The sequence below is a fragment of the Gilvibacter sp. genome, assembly GCF_965601605.1.
Classification (GTDB): domain Bacteria; phylum Bacteroidota; class Bacteroidia; order Flavobacteriales; family Flavobacteriaceae; genus Gilvibacter.
In genome coordinates this window covers 18896-37100 of the sequence record NZ_CBFCWJ010000046.1, presented here as the reverse complement: position 1 = coordinate 37100, position 18205 = coordinate 18896, and the positions used below count along the sequence as shown (strand labels likewise).

Here is an 18205-nt window from a genome sequence, read left to right as displayed (position 1 = left end):
TTCTTTCTTACATTTGGCGAAAACCCTCCCGCGTGAAAAAATTATTACTCGTTTGTTTATTATTCTTTGCCACAATTTGGAATACTAACGGACAAAGTATTGCTCGTGAATGGAATGAAGAAGTACTCAATGCCATTCGTAATGACTTCGCCAGACCGACTGTGCATGCTAGAAATCTCTGGCATACCTCTGCCGCGATGTATGATGTGTGGGCGGTTTTCAATTCAGAGGCAGACACCTATTTTTTAGGGAAGTCTTTAGGTGATTTTTCCATTCCTTTTGATGGGTTTACCACAAACCTTCCTACAGAAGAAGCTCTTGAAGAAGCTATGAGCTTTGCGGTTTTTAGAATTATGCTCAATCGCTTTTCTTCTTCGCCGGGACAAGACAATATTTTTACGCGCATTTTTGCTTTGATGGAGGAGCGTGGTTATGACCCCACCAACGGCAGTACCGAGTATCAATCGGGAGATCCAGCCGCCTTAGGGAACTACCTAGCTCAGCAGATCATTGAGTTTGGACTTCAAGACGGTTCTAATGAAGCCGAAGATTACGCAAATAGATTCTATCAACCCGTAAATTCTCCATTAGACACCGACGGATCTGGGAACCCAGATATGGAGTTTCCCAACCGTTGGCAGCCATTGTTTATTGAAGGATTTATTGATCAAAGTGGAAATGAGATTCCAGAGTCTACTCCGGAGTTTTTAAGCCCTGAATGGGGACAAGTTTATCCGTTTGCTCTCAAAGAGGAGGATCGAACTATCTACAATCGTGACGGTTTTGATTATTGGGTATTCCACGATCCTGGGAATCCATCATTTATACAAGAAGGGCTCGGATTGGAGGACGCTTATAAATGGGGATTTACTATGGTGAGTGTCTGGCAATCCCATCTCGACCCAACCGATGGAGTAATGATTGATATTTCTCCGGCGAGTATTGGGAACCAAAACAGTTTTCCAGAGACCTTTGAAGAATACAAGGCCTTTTACAATTATTTTGACGGAGGTGATCCTAGTGCAGGGAGAGATATGAATCCTATCACTGGTGCCCCTTATGAGCCGCAAATGGTTCCGCGAGGAGATTACGCTCGGGTATTGGCAGAGTTTTGGGCAGATGGCCCGGACAGCGAAACACCACCAGGACATTGGTTTACTATTTTAAACTACGTCAACGATAACCCACTTTTGGAAAAACGATTCAAAGGAGAAGGGGAGATCCTCTCTGACCTGGAATGGGATGTCAAGTCTTATTTCCTTTTGGGAGGAGCCATGCACGATTGTGCAATATCTGCTTGGGGAGTTAAGGGATGGTATGACTATACGCGACCAATGAGCGCCATTCGTTATATGGCGGACAAAGGGCAAAGCTCAGATCCTGGATTGTCCAATTATCACCCAGACGGTATACCTCTTATTGAAGGTTATGTGGAGATTGTAGAGGCTGGAGATCCTTTGCAAGGAGCGTCCGGACAACATTTAGAGAAAATTAAGCTCTACACCTGGCGCGGTCACGAATACATCATTGATCCAGAATTTGACACTGCCGGAGTTGGATGGATCTTGGCGGAGGAGTGGTTCCCATATCAACGCATCAGTTTTATTACGCCACCTTTTGCAGGTTATGTTTCTGGGCATTCTACCTATTCAAGAGCAGCGGCAGAGATCTTAACGGCCATGACAGGTAGTGAATACTTTCCAGGAGGGATGGGAGTTTTTGATATTCCCGGAAATGCTTTCTTGGAGTTTGAAATTGGCCCAACAATAGATATGCAGTTGCAATGGGCAACTTATCGCGATGCATCAGATCAAACGAGTCTTTCAAGAATTTGGGGTGGAATTCATCCGCCTGTTGATGATATTCCAGGGCGTAGAATTGGAATCGCAGTGGCAGAAGATGCCTTTGCCTTAGGCGAGACTTATTTTGGAGGTACAGCAAATGATCCCGATGCTCCTTTTGTAGAGGGCGCCTTTATTTATCCAAATCCGGTTAATGAGGTGCTGACTGTGCAAGCCTTAACTGCAGAAGCCACTGCCGTTGAAGTCTATGATATGCAGGGCCGACGTGTACTGCAAGCACCGACAAGTTTTGATGATAACAACAGAACTCCGCTAAATGTAGCGGAGCTCAGTGATGGTGTTTATTTTGTCGTTTTAGTGCGTGGAGAAGACGAGACCCTCATGGTTAAGCGTCTGATCAAGCAGTAAATTAATTCACCTTAATTCCTGTAAAGTTAATGTTTACGGTCTGCGCGCTATCCTTGTGCGTTTTAGCAAATTTAAACGCTCCGTAGGTGTCGTAATCTTCCCAAGTGGTAGCCATGCTCGCTTGGTCAGCATTTGACTTTCTAAAGACCCATTCTTTGATCTTATAGTCTTCACTATAGTAGAAGTCATAAGCATCTCCTGGAGTATAACCTCCTTCGTTTTTGTAGGTAATGGTTAGCATGTCTAAAGTATCTCCAGAAATTGGGGCTACTTGTGCCGTCTTCTCGTTCAGTTCGGAATTTTCAGCATCCCAAAGCAATTGAAAGGGTGTTAAAAGCCAGTACTTATCATTGATAAAACCTGCGTCGACCTGAGCATTGGTGCTGTCAACCTTTTGATGATTATAACTGATGGTATCCTGAGCGGACATCATAGTAACCATTCCTGTTTTAGGTTCCCAGACCCAACTGCGGTCAAAGTGAGTTTCTCCGCGATCTACATTAAAAGTAAAGGCGATCTTCTCTACGGAGTCCCATTGCTCGTATCCGTGGGCATTAGCAATCTTCTCTGCGGTAGTTAATTCTACCTCAGGAATTTCATTTACTTGTTCTTGTGGTTGCTCTTTGCAACCGATTAAAAGCAGGCCTAGGCCAAGGCTAAGAATGATGGTTTTCATGGATGGTTGTTGGTTGGTTATTGCTAGTGGCTGTCCTCTTTGATCAGCTCTGGAAATTTCTTTTGAAATCTTTTAAGTCGTGGAATAGAGACGTTTTGGATGTATCGATTGTATGGATTGAGTCTCTCGTAATCTTGGTGATAATCTTCACCTCTCCAGAACTTTTGAAATGGCAATACTTGAGCGGCTACCTTTTGCTCTCCCAATTGCTCGTTCAGCTCGGTAATTTTAGCATCGATGATTGCCTTTTGTTCGTCATTTTGGTAAAAGATGATGGAGCGGTATTGGCTTCCGCGATCCGGACCTTGTCCGTTGACTTGCGTAATGTTTTGAGATCCGAAGTAGACATCCACCAAAGTTTCAAAACTCACCACATTAGGGTCGTAAAAAACTTCTACAGCTTCTGCATGACCAGTAAGACCGGTGTTGCTACTTTGGTAGGTTGGATTTTCTGTATGACCTCCGGAGTAACCGTTGATGACTTCAGATACACCTTTTACGCTTTCGTAGATCGCTTCTACACACCAAAAACATCCCGAGGCAAAGTATGCCTTATGAATCCCGTCTTGCGGCGTGGTTTGCACAGGTGTTTGGCTTGCTTGCGCAAGTGCTTCGTCTTCTTTGTTCTTTTCGTTAGTGGATTGACAAGCTACATTTAAACTGCTTAAAAGTAGGGCCAACATAATGAGGGTTGTTCGTTGCATGGTCTTTTGATTTTATAGGCAGTCGGAATTGTATTAAGCTCCTTAAATTTTTTTATCAAAATTACGAAAAAAAGCCTCCAGAGGATTCTGAAGGCTTTGTTAAACTTTATAGTATCAGTGGTTTAGAGCTTAGCGAAGAATTTCTCCATTTTCTCTTTTTCCTCTTCCGCCAATTGCGGGTCTACAAGGATACGTCCACTGTGCTCATCGGTAATGATCTTTTTGCGAGATGCGATCTCCATTTGCACCTGAGGTGGAATGGTGAAGAAAGATCCTCCAGAAGCTCCACGCTCAATCGGCACAACAGCTAAACCATTTTTGGCGTTAGAGCGGATACGTTTGTAAGCGTTAACTAAACGCTCTTCAATTTTTTGCTCGAAAGACTCAGACTCCTTGATAAGGGCCTTTTCTTCTTTCTCAGTTTCAGCAAGGATCTCATCCAATTCGTTGCGCTTGTGCTTAAGGTGTTCCTCACGCTCCGCCAAACGAGTTTTGGTTTCTTCGATCACTTCTTTTTTCTGCTCGATCTGCGCTTTGAATTCTTTGATGTGCTTTTCAGCCAATTGGATCTCTAGTTCTTGGAACTCGATCTCCTTGCTCAAAGAGTTGTATTCGCGATTGTTACGAACGTTGTTCTGTTGTTCGCTATATTTTTTGATGAGTGACTTAGACTCTTCAATAAGATTCTTTTTGTCTTTGATGGAATCATCAGTAAGGGCCAGATCGGCATTGAGTTTTTCAAGGCGGGTGTTCATTCCAGCAACCTCATCTTCTAGATCCTCAACTTCTAAAGGAAGTTCTCCGCGTACATTTCTGATCTCATCCACACGGCTGTCGATCAATTGCAGGTCGTAAAGGGCTCTCAGTTTGTCTTCAACAGTAGCTTCTGTCTTCTTGGCCATAATTACAGGTAAAAAATTGGATTGGTATTAATCTCCGATAAAAGAACTGCAAAATTAGTAATTTTTTTGGTAAGATATTGTACAATTAAATTTTTTGTGTACTGTTCGCTTTCATAGTGGCCAATATCTACTAAAAGCACGCGCTGCTCTGCGCTGAAGAAATCGTGGTATTTGAAGTCAGCACTTACGTAGGCATCAACGCCAGCACCTTTGGCTGCACCAATAGCAAAGGCACCACTACCGCCCAAAACTGCGATCTTTTTAATGGACTTTCCAAGTAGCTTACTGTGTCTAATTCCGCCGCACTGCATCCGCTCTTTGAGAAGGGCTAAAAATTCAGCTTCAGACAGCGGAGTTTCAAAACTACCAATCATTCCCATCCCGAGTTGCTTGTCTGTGTTGCTGATGGGGATCAGGTCATAGGCCACCTCTTCATAGGAGTGCGTATTTAGTAAGGCCTTGATCACTGCGGATTCACAATGAAAAGGAACCAAAACTTCTAGGCGCGTTTCCGCTTCATAATGGCGCTCTCCGTGCTTTCCTACTGAAGGGTCAGCAGCTTCGCCGGGTTTAAAACTGCCTTCTCCGTTTGAGGTGAATGCACATTCGCTGTAGTCACCAATAGCTCCGGCTCCAGCAGCAAATAGTGCGTCCAATAGATTTTTGGATTCAGCTTGAGGCGCGTAGGTGACTAATTTTTTTAGCGTATTTGCCTTTGGGATAAGTACTGAGGACTTTTTAGCACCGAGCGTTTTTAGGATTTGATGATTCACCCCTTCCCAGTTGTTATCCAAGGCGGTGTGGATGGCATAGATGGCAATGTCGTGCTTAATGGCTTTGAGCACGGCGCGTTGCACATAATCAGATCCTGTGATTTTTTTGAGCCCTTTGAAAATGATTGGATGAAAACTCACAATCATATTGCAATCTTTCTGCACAGCCTCATCAACAACAGCTTCCAAGCAGTCCAAGCTTACTAAAACTCCTTTTAAATCTGCCTGTCGGTCTCCTACCAATAAGCCTGTATTGTCAAAGTCTTCTGCGTAGCTGCGTGGTGCCCAAGCTTCCAGCAGGTCTATAACCCCTTGTATTTGCATGCGGTGTATTTTATGGTAAAGATAAAAAAGTATACTTTCGTGCTATGGCTCAACTGCGGAAATTGCTCACTCCTTTCTCCTTGATCTATCAAGGCGTAACCGCTGTGAGAAACCTTATGTATGACAAAGGTGTGCTCACTTCTGAGTCTTACGATATCCCGGTGATCTGTGTGGGAAATCTCACGGTGGGCGGAACCGGCAAGTCTCCAATGATCGAATATCTGATTCGTTTGCTTAAGGACGATTTTAAAGTAGCTGTCCTGAGTCGAGGATACAAACGCAGCACAGACGGCTTTTTATATGTGGAAGCTTCGCATACTTCTTCTAAGGTGGGCGATGAGCCGCTACAATTCAAAACAAAATACCCTGGAATCACTGTGGCGGTTTGTGCCGATAGACGTGAGGGTATTGCCAAACTTAAACCCAAAGCTGAGGTCATTCTTTTGGACGATGCTTTTCAGCACAGAAAGGTAAAGGCGGGTTATACCATTCTATTGACCACCTTTGAACAACCTTTTTTAGACGATAGCTTATTACCCGCTGGGGATTTGCGCGAATCTAAATCCGGAGCCAAACGGGCAGATGCTATCATCATTACTAAGATTCCAGAGAAGGTTGCCCATGCTAAAATACAGGAACTGGAATTTCGCCTGCGTGAGTATACCGGCAAGCCGGTCTACAAAACCAAGATCGCTTACGGAAGACTCATTAAGAATGATGTTGGTTCTGAACCTATTGATTATCTCAAGGACAAACCCTTTACACTTGTGACGGGCATTGCCAATCCAGAACCTTTGGTGCATTTTCTGCGCGATGAAGGCTGTAATTTTGATATGCAACGTTATCCGGATCATCACGAATTCACTCCGGCGCAGATCAAACTCATTGAAAAACGAGAGCTGGTCATTACTACCGAGAAGGATTATATGCGCTTGCGCGACAAAATCAATAAAAAAGCCTTTTACTACTTACCTATAGAAACAGCCTTTCTAGATCGAGAAGGGTATTTTGAATCTGAAATTTTGGACTTTGTCCACACCTACTGGAACAAGATCGTCTAGACCGGGGCTTTGTTCATGAATAAGGTGCGGTGGATCTTCTCAAAGAATTCTTCTGTTTTGAATGGCTTTGGAATGATCTCGTTGAATCCGGCGCGATAGAACTCGTCTAGATTCTCATCAATGGTCACAGCCGTCAAGGCAATGATCGGAAGTTCTTTGTTGAATTCGCGGACCTTTTGCGTGGCCTCAATACCACTAATTCCAGGCATGTGGATGTCCATTAAGACTATGTGGTAGTTGTTCTGCTGAATGAGTTCAATAGCAGTTTCTCCATTGTCGGCCACATCGCACTTCATCTTGTTCTTTTCCAAGATCTTCTTGGTGATCATTTGGTTGATCTTATTGTCTTCTACTACAAGCACTGATAGGTTCTCTAAAGCAACATAGTCAATATCGTAGATGATGTTGTGTGGGTTCTTGTCTTCTTTGAATTGATCTGATATCGCAAACTTGATATCAAAAGAGAACTTAGACCCTTTTCCAAGCTGGCTTTCCAATTGGATCTTAGAGTTCATCAATTGCAAGAGGTTCTTCACAATGGACAGTCCTAATCTAGTACCACCAAATTTTCGGTTGATCTGTAGCGAGCCTTGGGAGAAAGTCTCGAAAATACTTTTCTGCTTCTTTTTGGAGATTCCTACCCCGTTGTCTTCTACTTCAAAATGCAGGTTGACATGAGCATCCGTCTCTCCAATTTTTTGCACGCGCAGGGCGACCATTCCATTTTCTGTAAACTTCACGGAGTTACCGATCAGGTTGATCAATATCTGCGAAATCTTAAGCGGATCACCCAATAGTTTAGAAGGAATGCTCTCATCAAACTCCAGAATAAGTTTGTTGTTTCTGTCGTCTGCGGATTTTTTCAAGGCTACCAACACATCGTTTACGCGTTTTTTCAAATTGAAGGTAGTGCGCTCAATTTCAACCTTGTTGGCCTCGAGTTTATTGAGATCCAAAATATTGTTGATCAATGAAAGCAGATAGTCGCCAGAGAATTTCAAGGAATTTAAGTGCTCCTTCTGATGCTCCATTGGATTTTCCTCTAGCAGTAAGTGAGTGAGTCCGGTTACTGCATAAAGCGGAGTTCTAAGTTCGTGTGTAATGGTAGAAAGGAACTGGGCTTTAGCCAAGGAAGCCTTTTCTGCTTTTTCTTTGGCGAGTTGCAGTTCGCTGTTCTTCTCTTGCAAAAGATCGTTGGCTTTTGCTCTCAGGTTGTTGTTTTTGTAAAGCGATAAGGTCAATAAGGATAAGATGGTGATCAGCGCAATACTCAAGGTAGAGGTGAAGTTGTTCATCTTGATAGAGCTGTCCTTTTTGGCCAGATTTGCTTCTAATTCGGCAATGATCTCATCATATTCAACACTGTCCAATCTAAAAGGATTGTCTTTGGCTAAGAGCTCATTACTCAGGTCGCTTTGAGCGTCTTTTTTCTCGTGATAGGTTTCCAGTAGGGCATAGGCTGATTCAAAATTACCTTTAACCACATGAAGTTTACTGCGCACCAAATAACTGTCTGTCATTATTTGGGCGTAGTTGTTTTCTTTACTGATGTTTACCGCGCTCTCTAAGGCTTCTTCTGCTTGTGTGATAATCGCAGCCGATGGATTATCAGAGAGTTCCATCAATGCCTTCGCTTTATTTATCTGTGCCTGAGCCGTATAATAGCCTACCCCCAATTCTTGGAAAGTGGTTAATGCTGCTTCTAAATAGTTGACGGCGCTTGTTGGGTTGTTGCGTTCCAAGGCCAAAAGCCCTTTGTTGAGCTGAATCCGAGCCATAGCGCTTTCATCTTCTTGGCGCTCGTAGATCGCGAATGCTTTGTCTAAGCTCGAGGAGGCTTGAGTGTAATCGCCATCCTTCATAAATATTTGTGCCTGAATCAGATAAGCTTCTGCAATTTCAGAGGATTCTTCTTGGTCTTTTAATAATTCAATCACTCTAGCTACTCTTTCGGAGGCTTTATCAAACTCCCGCACACTGTAGTAGAATTTCGCCAATTCATTGTCGCAAGATGCTTCAGTTTCTGCATCTTGTAAAGCCTCGGCCATGTCATGTGCCTTGTTGAGATCGGTCAAAACAGAACCGAGGTCTTGGCGTATAATCGCAGCCCTGGCGCGGTTTTGCAGCTGTATGATCTCGTTTATAGTATCCTGTCGATTAGACAAAGGAGTACCCTGCTCTTGAGCGGGGGAAGGGCATACACACAGGAGGAACAAAGCCGTTATATATCGAATTATTTGGCCGTTCATGGATAGAATTACGGTCTAAATATAGTTATTTCTTACAAATGGAGACGATTAAGTCGGCTAAACGTTGCGAATAACCGCTTTCATTGTCGTACCAACCAATGATCTTTACCATGCGTCCAATCACAGAAGTCATCCCAGAATCAAAGACGCAAGAGTGTTTATTACCCACAATATCAATGGAAACGATTGGGTCTTCCGTATAATCCAAAATACCTTTTAATGCTCCCTGTGCGGCCTTTTTAAAAGCTGAGTTGACCTGCTCGATGCTAACGGTCTCTTTGACATTGAAGGTTATATCGGTCATGGATCCGTTAGGCACTGGAACACGAATTCCGCAGCCTCCAATAACATCGGCTAAATTGGGAAAGATTTTGGTGAGCGCTTTTGCGGCACCTGTGGTTGTGGGTACAATGGATTGTCCGGCAGCTCGGGCTCTTCTTAAATCCCGATGCGGCTGATCGTGCAAACTTTGGTCTGTGGTATATGAATGGACCGTAGTAATATAGGCTTGCTCCACCCCGCAGAGTTGATCAATGACCTGGACCATGGGTGCTGCGTTGTTGGTCGTACACGAAGCATTGGAAATGATCGTCTGCTCAGAATCTAAGAGTTGATCGTTCACACCTAAAACAACCATGGGGATATCATCATCGGCAGGAGGGACACTTAAGATCACTTTTTTAGCTCCAGCCTTTAAATGCGGGGCTAATTGCTCACGTTCTTTAAATTTACCCGAAGCTTCAACCACAACATCAACATCAGGCCAACTGCAGCTTTCTGGGCTGGAATAGTTGCTGAGTGGAATTGCATTACCATTAACAAGGATCTCTGAAGGAGTACTGCCAATTTCGGCATCGAAGACCCCGTGAATGCTGTCGTACTTTAAAAGGTGAGCTAAAGTTTTGGTGTCAGCGAGATCATTAATAGCGATCACTTCTATATCAGGATGTTGGTGTACCGTCTTAAAAAAGGTGCGACCGATACGCCCAAATCCATTGATGGCAACCTTGATCTTCGCCATAGTCTTAGCTTAAGTAAGGTGTTTCTGAGCCTTGTATGAAGAACGTACTAACGCACCGCTTTCAACATGTCTAAAGCCCATTTCCAATCCGAGTTGTTCGTATTTTTTGAACTGCTCAGGAGTGATAAATTCTTTAACCGGTAAGTGTTTTTTAGAAGGTTGCAGATATTGACCAATGGTTACAATATCCAATCCTACTCCGCGCAGATCTTCCATAGTTTGGATGACTTCGGCTTCAGTTTCTCCAAGCCCAAGCATGATTCCACTTTTGGTGCGGTTGATCCCTTCTTGCTTCAAATAGCGCAAAACCTCTAAGCTGCGTTCATATTTAGCTTGAATACGCACTTCACGTGTCAATCGCTTAACCGTTTCCATATTATGAGAAACCACTTCTGGCTTTACCGCTACAATACGGTCGATATGGCGCGTGATTCCCTGGAAATCGGGAATTAAGGTCTCAAGGGTAGTATCTGGATTCATTCTGCGGATGGCCTTCACGGTCTCTGCCCAAATAATCGAACCCATATCCTTCAAATCATCGCGATCCACAGAGGTGATCACCGCGTGCTTGATATTCATGAGTTTGATGGAGCGGGCTACCTTTTCGGGTTCATCCCAGGCTACGGTTTCTGGTCTTCCGGTTTTTACTCCGCAGAATCCGCAGGAACGCGTACAAATATTCCCGAGAATCATAAAGGTCGCAGTACCCTCTGTCCAGCATTCGCCCATATTGGGGCAACTTCCTGAGGTACAAATGGTGTGTAAGTCGTATTTGTCGACCAAGCCGCGCAGTTCGGTGTACTTCTTCCCTGTAGGAAGCTTTACCCGCAACCATTTGGGTTTGGCTGTCGCTTTTTTCGGTGTCGCTTCTTGAATTTCCATAACCAATTTTACATTACAAAGTTACGAAGAAAGCCGTAATTCTACTACAAGGTAAAAAGATACCAAATGCTAAAACCAATTAAGGTGATCATTCCTATCCAAGCCAGAAAATATAGGGGTTTTGAAGGTTTATGCTCGTCTGGCATATGTTTGCTGGTGACCAATCGCATATTGAGTCCGGCATAAAAGGGTGCGGTTAAAAAGGAAAGCACGGTCGCGACTTCTATCAAAACTCCCATCAAGCCTTCTACGCGGGTGAGCAAGACAAATACCGCTGTGGTTCCTACCACCAAGATGATCAGCCAGGTCAAATAGGCCTTGGGCATTTCACGTTCTCGCAGCAATTCTGTAGTGCGTGCCATGGCTCTAGGCGAGGCATCTAAGGTGGTCAGGGTAGTGCTGAACATCGTAGTTAAGGCAGCTATGCCAATGATGTATCGCGTACCTTCTCCCAGGTTCACGGTATACATCTCAATGAGTTGACCCGCAAAGACTCCACCGATGCTTGAAAACTGTTGGCCACTGCCAAACATCACCAATCCGCCTAATAAAAGAAAGCAAATGGCCAAAATCACAGTGGCTACATAACCTACGTTAAAATCAAAGCGCGACTGTTTGGGAGTTATGGAATCTGTGATCTTCTTTTTTTCAAGAGTCCACATAGAATGCCAAATGGAGATGTCCAAAGGCGCTGGCATCCAACCCATAAAAGCGATCAAGAACCCAATGCCTATGGCAGTATCTGGTAATTGCTGCTGCCAACTCACATTACTGCTGTTGGAGAGCGCTAAGGATACAGCAATTAATGTACTTATGGTCAAACAGATAATGATGATCTTCATTAAACTGTCCAGCACGCGGTAACGGCCAAGAATTAAGATCAAAAAACAAATACCTGTAATTATTGCGCTCCAAAGTGTAGTGTCTTGACCGCCAAAAAGGCTACTCGCAATTCCGGAAGTAACGATAGTTACCGCCGTTTGAATGGTGAACATGGTGGCCAAAGTGATCAAAAAGTATGCGATCAGTGCCGATCTTCCGAGTTTTTTATAACCTTCCAATAAGCTCTCCCCAGTGGCCATGGCATAGCGCGGCCCAAATTCAAAGAAAGGATATTTAGCCAGGTTGATCAGAAGTAAAGCCCAAAGTAAGCCTAAGCCAAAATCAGCCCCTGCTCTTGTGGACTGTACTAAATGCGATACACCAATAGCGGCTCCCGCAAAGAGAAAACCGGGGCCCAACTTACGTATGGTCTGAACCCATTGCATTAGTCTTGGCGTTTGGATTTGATCAAAGTAGCTAGTAGATTCTTTGCACGAAGCAACTTCACCTTCACATTGCTCAAAGATTCTTCCATGGCATCAGAGATCTCATTGTAGGATTTCTCTTGAAAATAGCGCAGGTTGATCACTTCTTGATAGTGCGGTTTGAGTTGTTTGATCATAGCCAGTAATTCCGCCAGATTTTGCTCGGTGATGAGTTTGTCTTCTGCCGTAGGGGCATTATCAGCAACTTTTTTTAGATGTTCGCTGGCAGAGGTATTCCTATCTATTTCTGGTTGATTGTTCTTTTTTCTAGACTTATCAATCTGTAAATTCTTAGAAATAGTGATCAGCCAGGTATTGAAAGCGTATTTGGGATTGTAAGTACTGAGTTTGTCAAAGGCTTTTGAAAAGGTCTGAATGGTGATCTCTTCTGCTTCGTATTCGTCTTTTAAGCGCTTGAGTTGAAATCCGTAGACTTGATTCCAATAGGTATTCAGCAAAGTATTAAAGGCAATTTGGTCTCCTTTAAGTGCTTTTTCTATGGCTGAAGCAATCTTTTGCTCGTTTATTTCCAAGTGGGTTTTGGGCTTAGAAGATTGGATATAAATATACTCATTTGGAAACAGATGAGAAACAACTCCAACACAGGAGCTGCAATAACCAAATCTAGCGCCTTTAATTTTTTTCCAGTACCTAAATAGGACAGCCATTGTATAAGCGTCCGCAGTCCAAAGAAGATAAGCGCGTATTGAATATTAGTAATCGCCAATAAAATCAGAACGATCCAAAAACTCAAGTTGCCCAAATAATAAAGACCCAAAGCTGTTTTAAAGAAGGATTTGTAATGTTTGGCTGTACTGATATGTCTTCTTTTTTGCGCTACCCATGAGCTAAAACTGGTTTTGGGCTCAGAAGTGGTAAAACTCTCTGGGTTAAGACAATAGGTCGTGTTTTGTGAGTTTGCCGCTTGATTCACAAACAGATCATCATCTCCAGACTGTATTTTAATATGACTCGCAAAGCCCTTTTGCTCTTCAAAAAGGATCTTGGTATAGCCTAAATTTCTTCCGACACCCATATACGGCCTGCCTGCGTGGGCATAGGAGAAATACTGCAAAGCTGTAGTAAAGGTTTCAAATCGGATCAGCGCGTTGAGCAGTCCAAAGCGTTTTTTATACCCTCCGAATCCCAGTACCAATTGTTTCTCCGCACTAAAATATTGACTCATTGTGCTCAACCAATTCGTAGAGTCTGGAACGCAATCGGCATCGGTAAAAACCATACGCGTATTCTTGGCTTTTTTAATGCCTAAGGTGAGGGCGTACTTCTTGGAATTGTGAAAACGCTCGTTGGCTTTCACATAAACCGGCGTGATTCGTGGGTCTTGCTTACTAAAACGATCGATGATAGCTGCCGTCGAATCTGTAGAGGCATCATCAATTAATACCAGTTCAAAATCGGGATGGCTTTGGGTGAGCCAAATTGGGATGTTCTTTTCTAGATTTTCTGCCTCGTTCTTTGCGCAAACCACTAAAGATACTGGATATACTTTAGAGGTTTGCGGAGCAGGGTTTTTACTCCATCCGAAGTACATAAAAACAAAATAGTACAGGAGGTTGATCAGCAGAACGCCCAGGGCTATGTAAACCAGTGGCGTCAAAAAAGATTACTTGCTAGACTCGTTACAAGAACCAAACTCGCTAGGCATCTTGCCACAGAATCCACAAGCTTCTCCTTCTTTGTTGAGCATTGGGTTTTGGCTAGCACAAGTTCCGGCAAATTCGCCGTCTTTCTTTGCCCAGATTTTAATGGCAATCCCTGCAAAGGCTAACAGTAACAGTCCAAGTGTGAGTAAGAGTAGTTTCATTATGCTTGTGCTTTGAGCTTTAAGAATTCGTCTTCAATGGATTATCTGACCAATTCACTCTGCAAAAATACAATCTTTTGATATCTTTAAGTCGATGAGGGCTGCAAAAAATTACTTAATTCTTCTTCTACTAGGAACTGTGCTTTACAGTTGTAAGCAAGAGGTTGCTGCTGTTGCCGCAGAAGATGTTGCCGCTCCTTTTGTTGATACAATCGCTCCGCCTCCGCCTCCTGTAAAAGTAGAAGTAGCTGACGGACTGCACTTGCGCTTGGCAGAACGCATGGACGCGGACTCGGCACAAGACTCAACTTATTTGCTTTTTGTTGATGCTCTTAAGTATTCCAGCGGAGAGAAAACCTTGTTAGTGCCGAGAACATTGCTGTCTTGTAAAGATTGCAAGGATTTAAAATGGGAAGATTATTTGTTGGAGCAGCCTTTAGGCAGTCCGCAGATCATGGAAGATCTCAATGGGTTTAGAACGCGTTTTTCAGCGATGAGTGCCAGTGGAAAAGAGTGGGTCTTTAGTCGTGCTTCTGATAGTCTTTTAGTAGAAGATCCTTCTGGAACGCAGCATTTAATGTGGCAAACGGACATTCGTGCTTCGAACGGGCTGCTTCACTTACTCAGACCTTTCAGCAGCCAATCAGATTAACCTCTGCTTGTAGCGCGATTCCAAATTTTTCCAAAACCTCCTTTTGAATTCTTTGCGCAAGAGACCAAATTTCTTGTCCAGTAGCATTTCCGTGATTGACCAAGACCAACGCTTGTCTGTCGTGAACACCTGCGTCTCCAAAACGCTTGCCTTTAAAACCGGCATGTTCTATCAGCCAGCCTGCGGGTACTTTGACCTCCGTCTCACTGACCTCGTAAAATGGAGCATCTGGGTTCTTTGATTGAAACACCTCAAAAGCTGCCCTGCTGATCACAGGATTTTTAAAGAAACTACCGCTATTGCCAATCTGCGCCGGATCGGGCAATTTGCTACTTCTGATATTGATCACCGCTTGAGCTATATTGGCTACAGAAGGAGTCAGATTGAGATTTTCTAATTCTGTATTTATCGCACCGTAAGAAGTGCTCAAAGCATGGTTGTCAAGACTCAGTTTTAAACAAACAGAAGTGATGATATACGCGCCTTTGAGTTCGTTTTTAAACACCGAATCGCGATAGCCAAATTGGCAATCTTCCAAGTTAAAAGTCTTGAGATTTCCTGTTGCTATTTCAACAGCTGTGCAGGAAACAAAAACATCTTTGAGTTCCACGCCGTAGGCGCCAATGTTTTGGATAGGAGCCGCCCCAATCTTCCCAGGGATTAACGCTAGATTTTCAATGCCTCCATAGTTGTGATCCACACAATACATCACGGTGTCATGCCAATTCTCACCGGCTTGAAATTCTAGAGTGATGTGATATTCAGTACGTGAAACTTCTCGAATACCTTTGTTGTTGATGTGTAGCACTGTTTGCTTAATGTCTGTGCAAAGCAACATATTGCTTCCACCACCGAGCACAAAATAATCTTTAGAACCTGCTACACTTAGCAGTTCTTGCAATTGCTGCTGACTGCTGATCTCAATGAAATTTGCAGCTTGGGCATCAATGCCAAAAGTGTTGTATGTCTTTAAAGATGTAGGCAATAGTTAATCCTTGTAAACAGCCAGCGCCGCCTTGAGTATAGCAACAGCGCGCTTGAGTTTGTCTTCATTGAGTACGTAAGCGATGCGGACTTGATTCTTTCCAACACCTGCCGAGGAGTAGAATCCAGCTGCTGGAGCAACCATTACCGTTTCTCCATCCAAATCAAAAGATTCCAAAAGCCATTGGGCAAATTTATCCGAATCATTAACGGGTAATTGAGCGATACAGTAGAATGCTCCTTTAGGATTCCCGACTTCAACGCCCGGAATTTCTTGCAATCCAGCAATCAAAGTATCTCGTCTGGAACGATACTCGGTTTTTACTTCTTCAAAGTAAGAGTTTGGCGTATCTAAGGCAGCCTCACTAGCGATCTGAGCAAAAGTGGGAGGGCTCAAACGCGCTTGCGCAAATTTCATCGCGGTTTTCATCACCGCTTTGTTCTTAGAGACCAAACATCCAATACGCGCGCCACACATGCTGTAGCGTTTAGAGACAGAATCTACAATGATCGCATGCTCTTCCAATCCTGCTTCTTGCAGAATAGAGTAGTGCGGCTCCTCCCCATAAGTGAACTCGCGGTATACCTCGTCAGCTACCAAAAAGAGATCGTGTTTTTTGACTAAGGCAGCTAGTTTTTGGATCTCTGCTTTAGAATACAAATAACCTGTTGGGTTCCCAGGGTTACAGATCAAGATCGCCTTGGTGTTTGGCGTAATGAGCTGTTCAAAATCTTCTATCGGAGGCAGGGCAAAATTGTTTTCAATTTTAGAGATCACCGGAACAATTTCTACTCCTGATGCCGTTGCGAAGCCGTTATAGTTTGCATAAAAAGGCTCCGGAATGATGATTTGATCGCCAGCATCTGCAATACAACCCATGGCAAAGAGCAGTGCTTCACTACCACCCGTAGTTACAATAATGTCGTTTGCACCTACATCTATACTGTGCTTTGCGTAGTAAGTAGCAATTTTTTCACGGTATTGGTCAGAACCTTCACTGCGCGAATAGGCCAATACTTCCACTTGATTGTTTTTAATAGCATCTAGGGCTACTTGCGGAGTTTTGATATCGGGTTGACCGATGTTGAGGTGATGGATGGTTTTACCTTGCTTGATAGCGGCTTCTGCAAACGGAACCAGTTTTCTGATGGGTGATTCCGGCATGGCCACTCCTTTCTGAGAGATTGCAGGCATAGCGAACGGATAAATAGTTAAAATTCAACTTCGAAAAGCAAAGATAAAGTAACATTGGCTTAAGTTTTATAACTTATACTAGAAATTCGTTCTGCTTGAAAAATCTGTTGCTTATTTGCTCGTTTCTGGCCTGTTGGACCCTTCAGGGGCAAGGGCGTTTTAGCCTTCCAGAAGGCACTCAGAGCAATAAGATCGACTTTCAGTTCTTGAGCAATTTGGTCATTGTTCCTGTGGAGCTCAATGGGGTGACTTTGGATTTTCTTTTGGATACGGGAGTTAACGCGACCATCCTGTTCAGTATAGAGAACAAGGATTCCATCCAACTCAATAACACCAAACCGGTCCGGTTACGTGGTTTAGGGACGGGAAGCTCCATTGAGGCCATCAAATCTACTGGCAACACTTTCAAAATTGGTGAGGCGGTCAACCGCAATCAATCCGTTTTTATTGTTTTTGATGAGGACTTGAATTTTTCACCTCGTTTGGGCGAGGCGGTTCACGGGATCATTGGCTACGATTTCTTTAAAGATTTTGTGGTGGAGACCGATTATGTTCGGGAAAAGCTCACTTTTTATGATCCTGAATATTACAAACCGCCTGACTGTCGACGTTGCTTTAAGACGCCTATGCGCTTTTACAACAACAAACCCTATGTGGAATTAGAAGCTACTTTGGGCGACGTGACCGATACAGTGACCGTACTGCTGGATTCCGGTTCTGGAGATGCTTTATGGCTCTTAAAGGACAAAGAATCCTGGCTTAAAGTTCCTAAAAAGCACTTCCGAGATTTCTTGGGATTGGGACTCAATGGAAACATCTTTGGGGACCGTTCTCGGATTGCTGGAGTCGGGTTAGGGGATTATTATTTGCGTGATGTGAATACGGCCTTTCCAGATAAAGATGCCTTTGGGAATATCAACCTCTTTAAAGCTCGGGATGGTTCTATGGGTGGCGAGCTGCTCAAGCGGTTCACTACGATTATCAATTATACCGATCGGGAATTGATCTTAAAGAAGAACCGTTATTTCAATCAGCCTTTTTACTACAATATGAGCGGCTTGACCTTGCAACACAACGGTTATGAGTACGTCAAGGAAAAGCTGGCTGGGACCAATAAATCCAAATACGGAAATGATCCCAACAATGTCAAGAATGAGGTCATTATGTATGAGACTCAGCAATTATACGCCATAAAGTTGGCTCCTAAGATCGAGGTGGCTGAGGTTCGGGAAGGATCACCTGCGCATGAGGCCGGGATGCGGCCTGGAGACATCTTGACCTTTCTCAATGGAGAACCCATCCATCGTTTTACTTTACAAGAGCTCAATGCGTTGTTTCATTCCAAAGAAGGGAAACTGATGCGTTTTAGAGTGAATCGCAACGGCTATAATTTGCGGATCACCTTTAAGCTCCGCAGAGTACTATAAAAAAAAACCCCGC

The 18205-nt window shown here is 43.7% G+C and carries 17 protein-coding genes; 4 read left to right on the top strand and 13 right to left on the bottom strand.

From position 1 onward, the window contains the following. The first annotated feature begins 32 nt into the window (after positions 1–32). Positions 33–2210, top strand: coding sequence for a T9SS type A sorting domain-containing protein (locus ACSLP7_RS13300; protein ID WP_435579755.1), 2178 nt, complete (start codon positions 33–35; stop codon positions 2208–2210). Between the two features lies 1 nt (position 2211). Here the strand turns inward: ACSLP7_RS13300 and ACSLP7_RS13295 are convergent, their stop codons facing one another. The 4 genes from ACSLP7_RS13295 to ACSLP7_RS13280 form a co-directional block, all read right to left on the bottom strand. Then, positions 2212–2886, bottom strand: a complete 675-nt coding sequence (locus ACSLP7_RS13295) for a hypothetical protein (RefSeq protein WP_435579753.1) — start codon at positions 2884–2886, stop codon at positions 2212–2214. Positions 2887–2909: 23 nt separating this feature from the next. Continuing rightward, on the bottom strand, positions 2910–3590 hold the full coding sequence (msrA, locus tag ACSLP7_RS13290; protein WP_435579752.1) for a peptide-methionine (S)-S-oxide reductase MsrA: 681 nt from the start codon (positions 3588–3590) through the stop codon (positions 2910–2912). A gap of 122 nt (positions 3591–3712) precedes the next feature. Then, positions 3713–4492 carry a zinc ribbon domain-containing protein gene (locus ACSLP7_RS13285; protein ID WP_272832738.1) on the bottom strand — a complete coding sequence of 260 codons (780 nt, stop codon included), beginning with the start codon at positions 4490–4492 and terminating at the stop codon, positions 3713–3715. Positions 4493–4494: 2 nt separating this feature from the next. After that, complete coding sequence (locus tag ACSLP7_RS13280; protein WP_435579751.1) at positions 4495–5589, bottom strand: Nif3-like dinuclear metal center hexameric protein; 1095 nt, start codon at positions 5587–5589, stop codon at positions 4495–4497. 44 nt (positions 5590–5633) lie between these two features. Between ACSLP7_RS13280 and lpxK the strand changes: the two genes are divergently transcribed. Next, positions 5634–6650 carry a tetraacyldisaccharide 4'-kinase gene (lpxK, locus tag ACSLP7_RS13275; protein WP_435579750.1) on the top strand — a complete coding sequence of 339 codons (1017 nt, stop codon included), beginning with the start codon at positions 5634–5636 and terminating at the stop codon, positions 6648–6650. On the opposite strand, the gene ACSLP7_RS13270 is transcribed toward lpxK, so the two are convergent. From ACSLP7_RS13270 to ACSLP7_RS13240, 7 genes are all read right to left on the bottom strand, one after another. Continuing rightward, positions 6647–8815 carry a response regulator gene (locus ACSLP7_RS13270; protein WP_435579749.1) on the bottom strand — a complete coding sequence of 723 codons (2169 nt, stop codon included), beginning with the start codon at positions 8813–8815 and terminating at the stop codon, positions 6647–6649. The genes lpxK and ACSLP7_RS13270 overlap by 4 nt on opposite strands. Before the next feature lie 109 nt (positions 8816–8924). Beyond that, on the bottom strand, positions 8925–9920 hold the full coding sequence (gap, locus tag ACSLP7_RS13265) for a type I glyceraldehyde-3-phosphate dehydrogenase (RefSeq protein ID WP_435579747.1): 996 nt from the start codon (positions 9918–9920) through the stop codon (positions 8925–8927). A gap of 9 nt (positions 9921–9929) precedes the next feature. Continuing rightward, positions 9930–10802 carry a lipoyl synthase gene (lipA, locus tag ACSLP7_RS13260; protein WP_435579746.1) on the bottom strand — a complete coding sequence of 291 codons (873 nt, stop codon included), beginning with the start codon at positions 10800–10802 and terminating at the stop codon, positions 9930–9932. Between the two features lie 44 nt (positions 10803–10846). Further along, complete coding sequence (locus ACSLP7_RS13255) at positions 10847–12070, bottom strand: NRAMP family divalent metal transporter (protein ID WP_435579745.1); 1224 nt, start codon at positions 12068–12070, stop codon at positions 10847–10849. Beyond that, positions 12070–12642 carry an RNA polymerase sigma factor gene (locus ACSLP7_RS13250; protein ID WP_435579744.1) on the bottom strand — a complete coding sequence of 191 codons (573 nt, stop codon included), beginning with the start codon at positions 12640–12642 and terminating at the stop codon, positions 12070–12072. Before ACSLP7_RS13250 ends, ACSLP7_RS13255 begins: the two co-directional genes overlap by 1 nt. Then, complete coding sequence (locus ACSLP7_RS13245; RefSeq protein WP_435579743.1) at positions 12633–13727, bottom strand: glycosyltransferase; 1095 nt, start codon at positions 13725–13727, stop codon at positions 12633–12635. The genes ACSLP7_RS13250 and ACSLP7_RS13245 overlap by 10 nt, the downstream gene beginning before the upstream one ends. A 6-nt stretch (positions 13728–13733) precedes the next feature. Further along, the gene (locus tag ACSLP7_RS13240) at positions 13734–13934 is read right to left on the bottom strand and encodes a membrane or secreted protein (RefSeq protein ID WP_272832726.1); all 201 of its coding nucleotides are present in this window, start codon (positions 13932–13934) and stop codon (positions 13734–13736) included. 94 nt (positions 13935–14028) lie between these two features. On the opposite strand from ACSLP7_RS13240, the gene ACSLP7_RS13235 reads away from it, so the two are divergent. Then, the gene (locus ACSLP7_RS13235) at positions 14029–14586 is read left to right on the top strand and encodes a hypothetical protein (protein ID WP_435579742.1); all 558 of its coding nucleotides are present in this window, start codon (positions 14029–14031) and stop codon (positions 14584–14586) included. Here the strand turns inward: ACSLP7_RS13235 and murB are convergent. Both murB and ACSLP7_RS13225 read right to left on the bottom strand, forming a co-directional pair. Next, a complete protein-coding gene (gene murB / locus ACSLP7_RS13230; protein ID WP_435579740.1) occupies positions 14567–15571 on the bottom strand; it encodes a UDP-N-acetylmuramate dehydrogenase in 1005 nt (334 codons plus the stop codon). The two genes, ACSLP7_RS13235 and murB, sit on opposite strands and share 20 nt — an antisense overlap. Before the next feature lie 3 nt (positions 15572–15574). Further along, positions 15575–16765: a pyridoxal phosphate-dependent aminotransferase gene (locus ACSLP7_RS13225; protein WP_435579739.1), complete on the bottom strand. Its 1191-nt coding sequence runs from the start codon at positions 16763–16765 to the stop codon at positions 15575–15577. A 95-nt stretch (positions 16766–16860) separates the two neighbouring features. Here ACSLP7_RS13225 and ACSLP7_RS13220 point away from each other — a divergent pair, with 95 nt between their 5' ends. Then, a complete protein-coding gene (locus tag ACSLP7_RS13220; RefSeq protein WP_435579738.1) occupies positions 16861–18192 on the top strand; it encodes an aspartyl protease family protein in 1332 nt (443 codons plus the stop codon). Positions 18193–18205 lie beyond the last annotated feature (13 nt).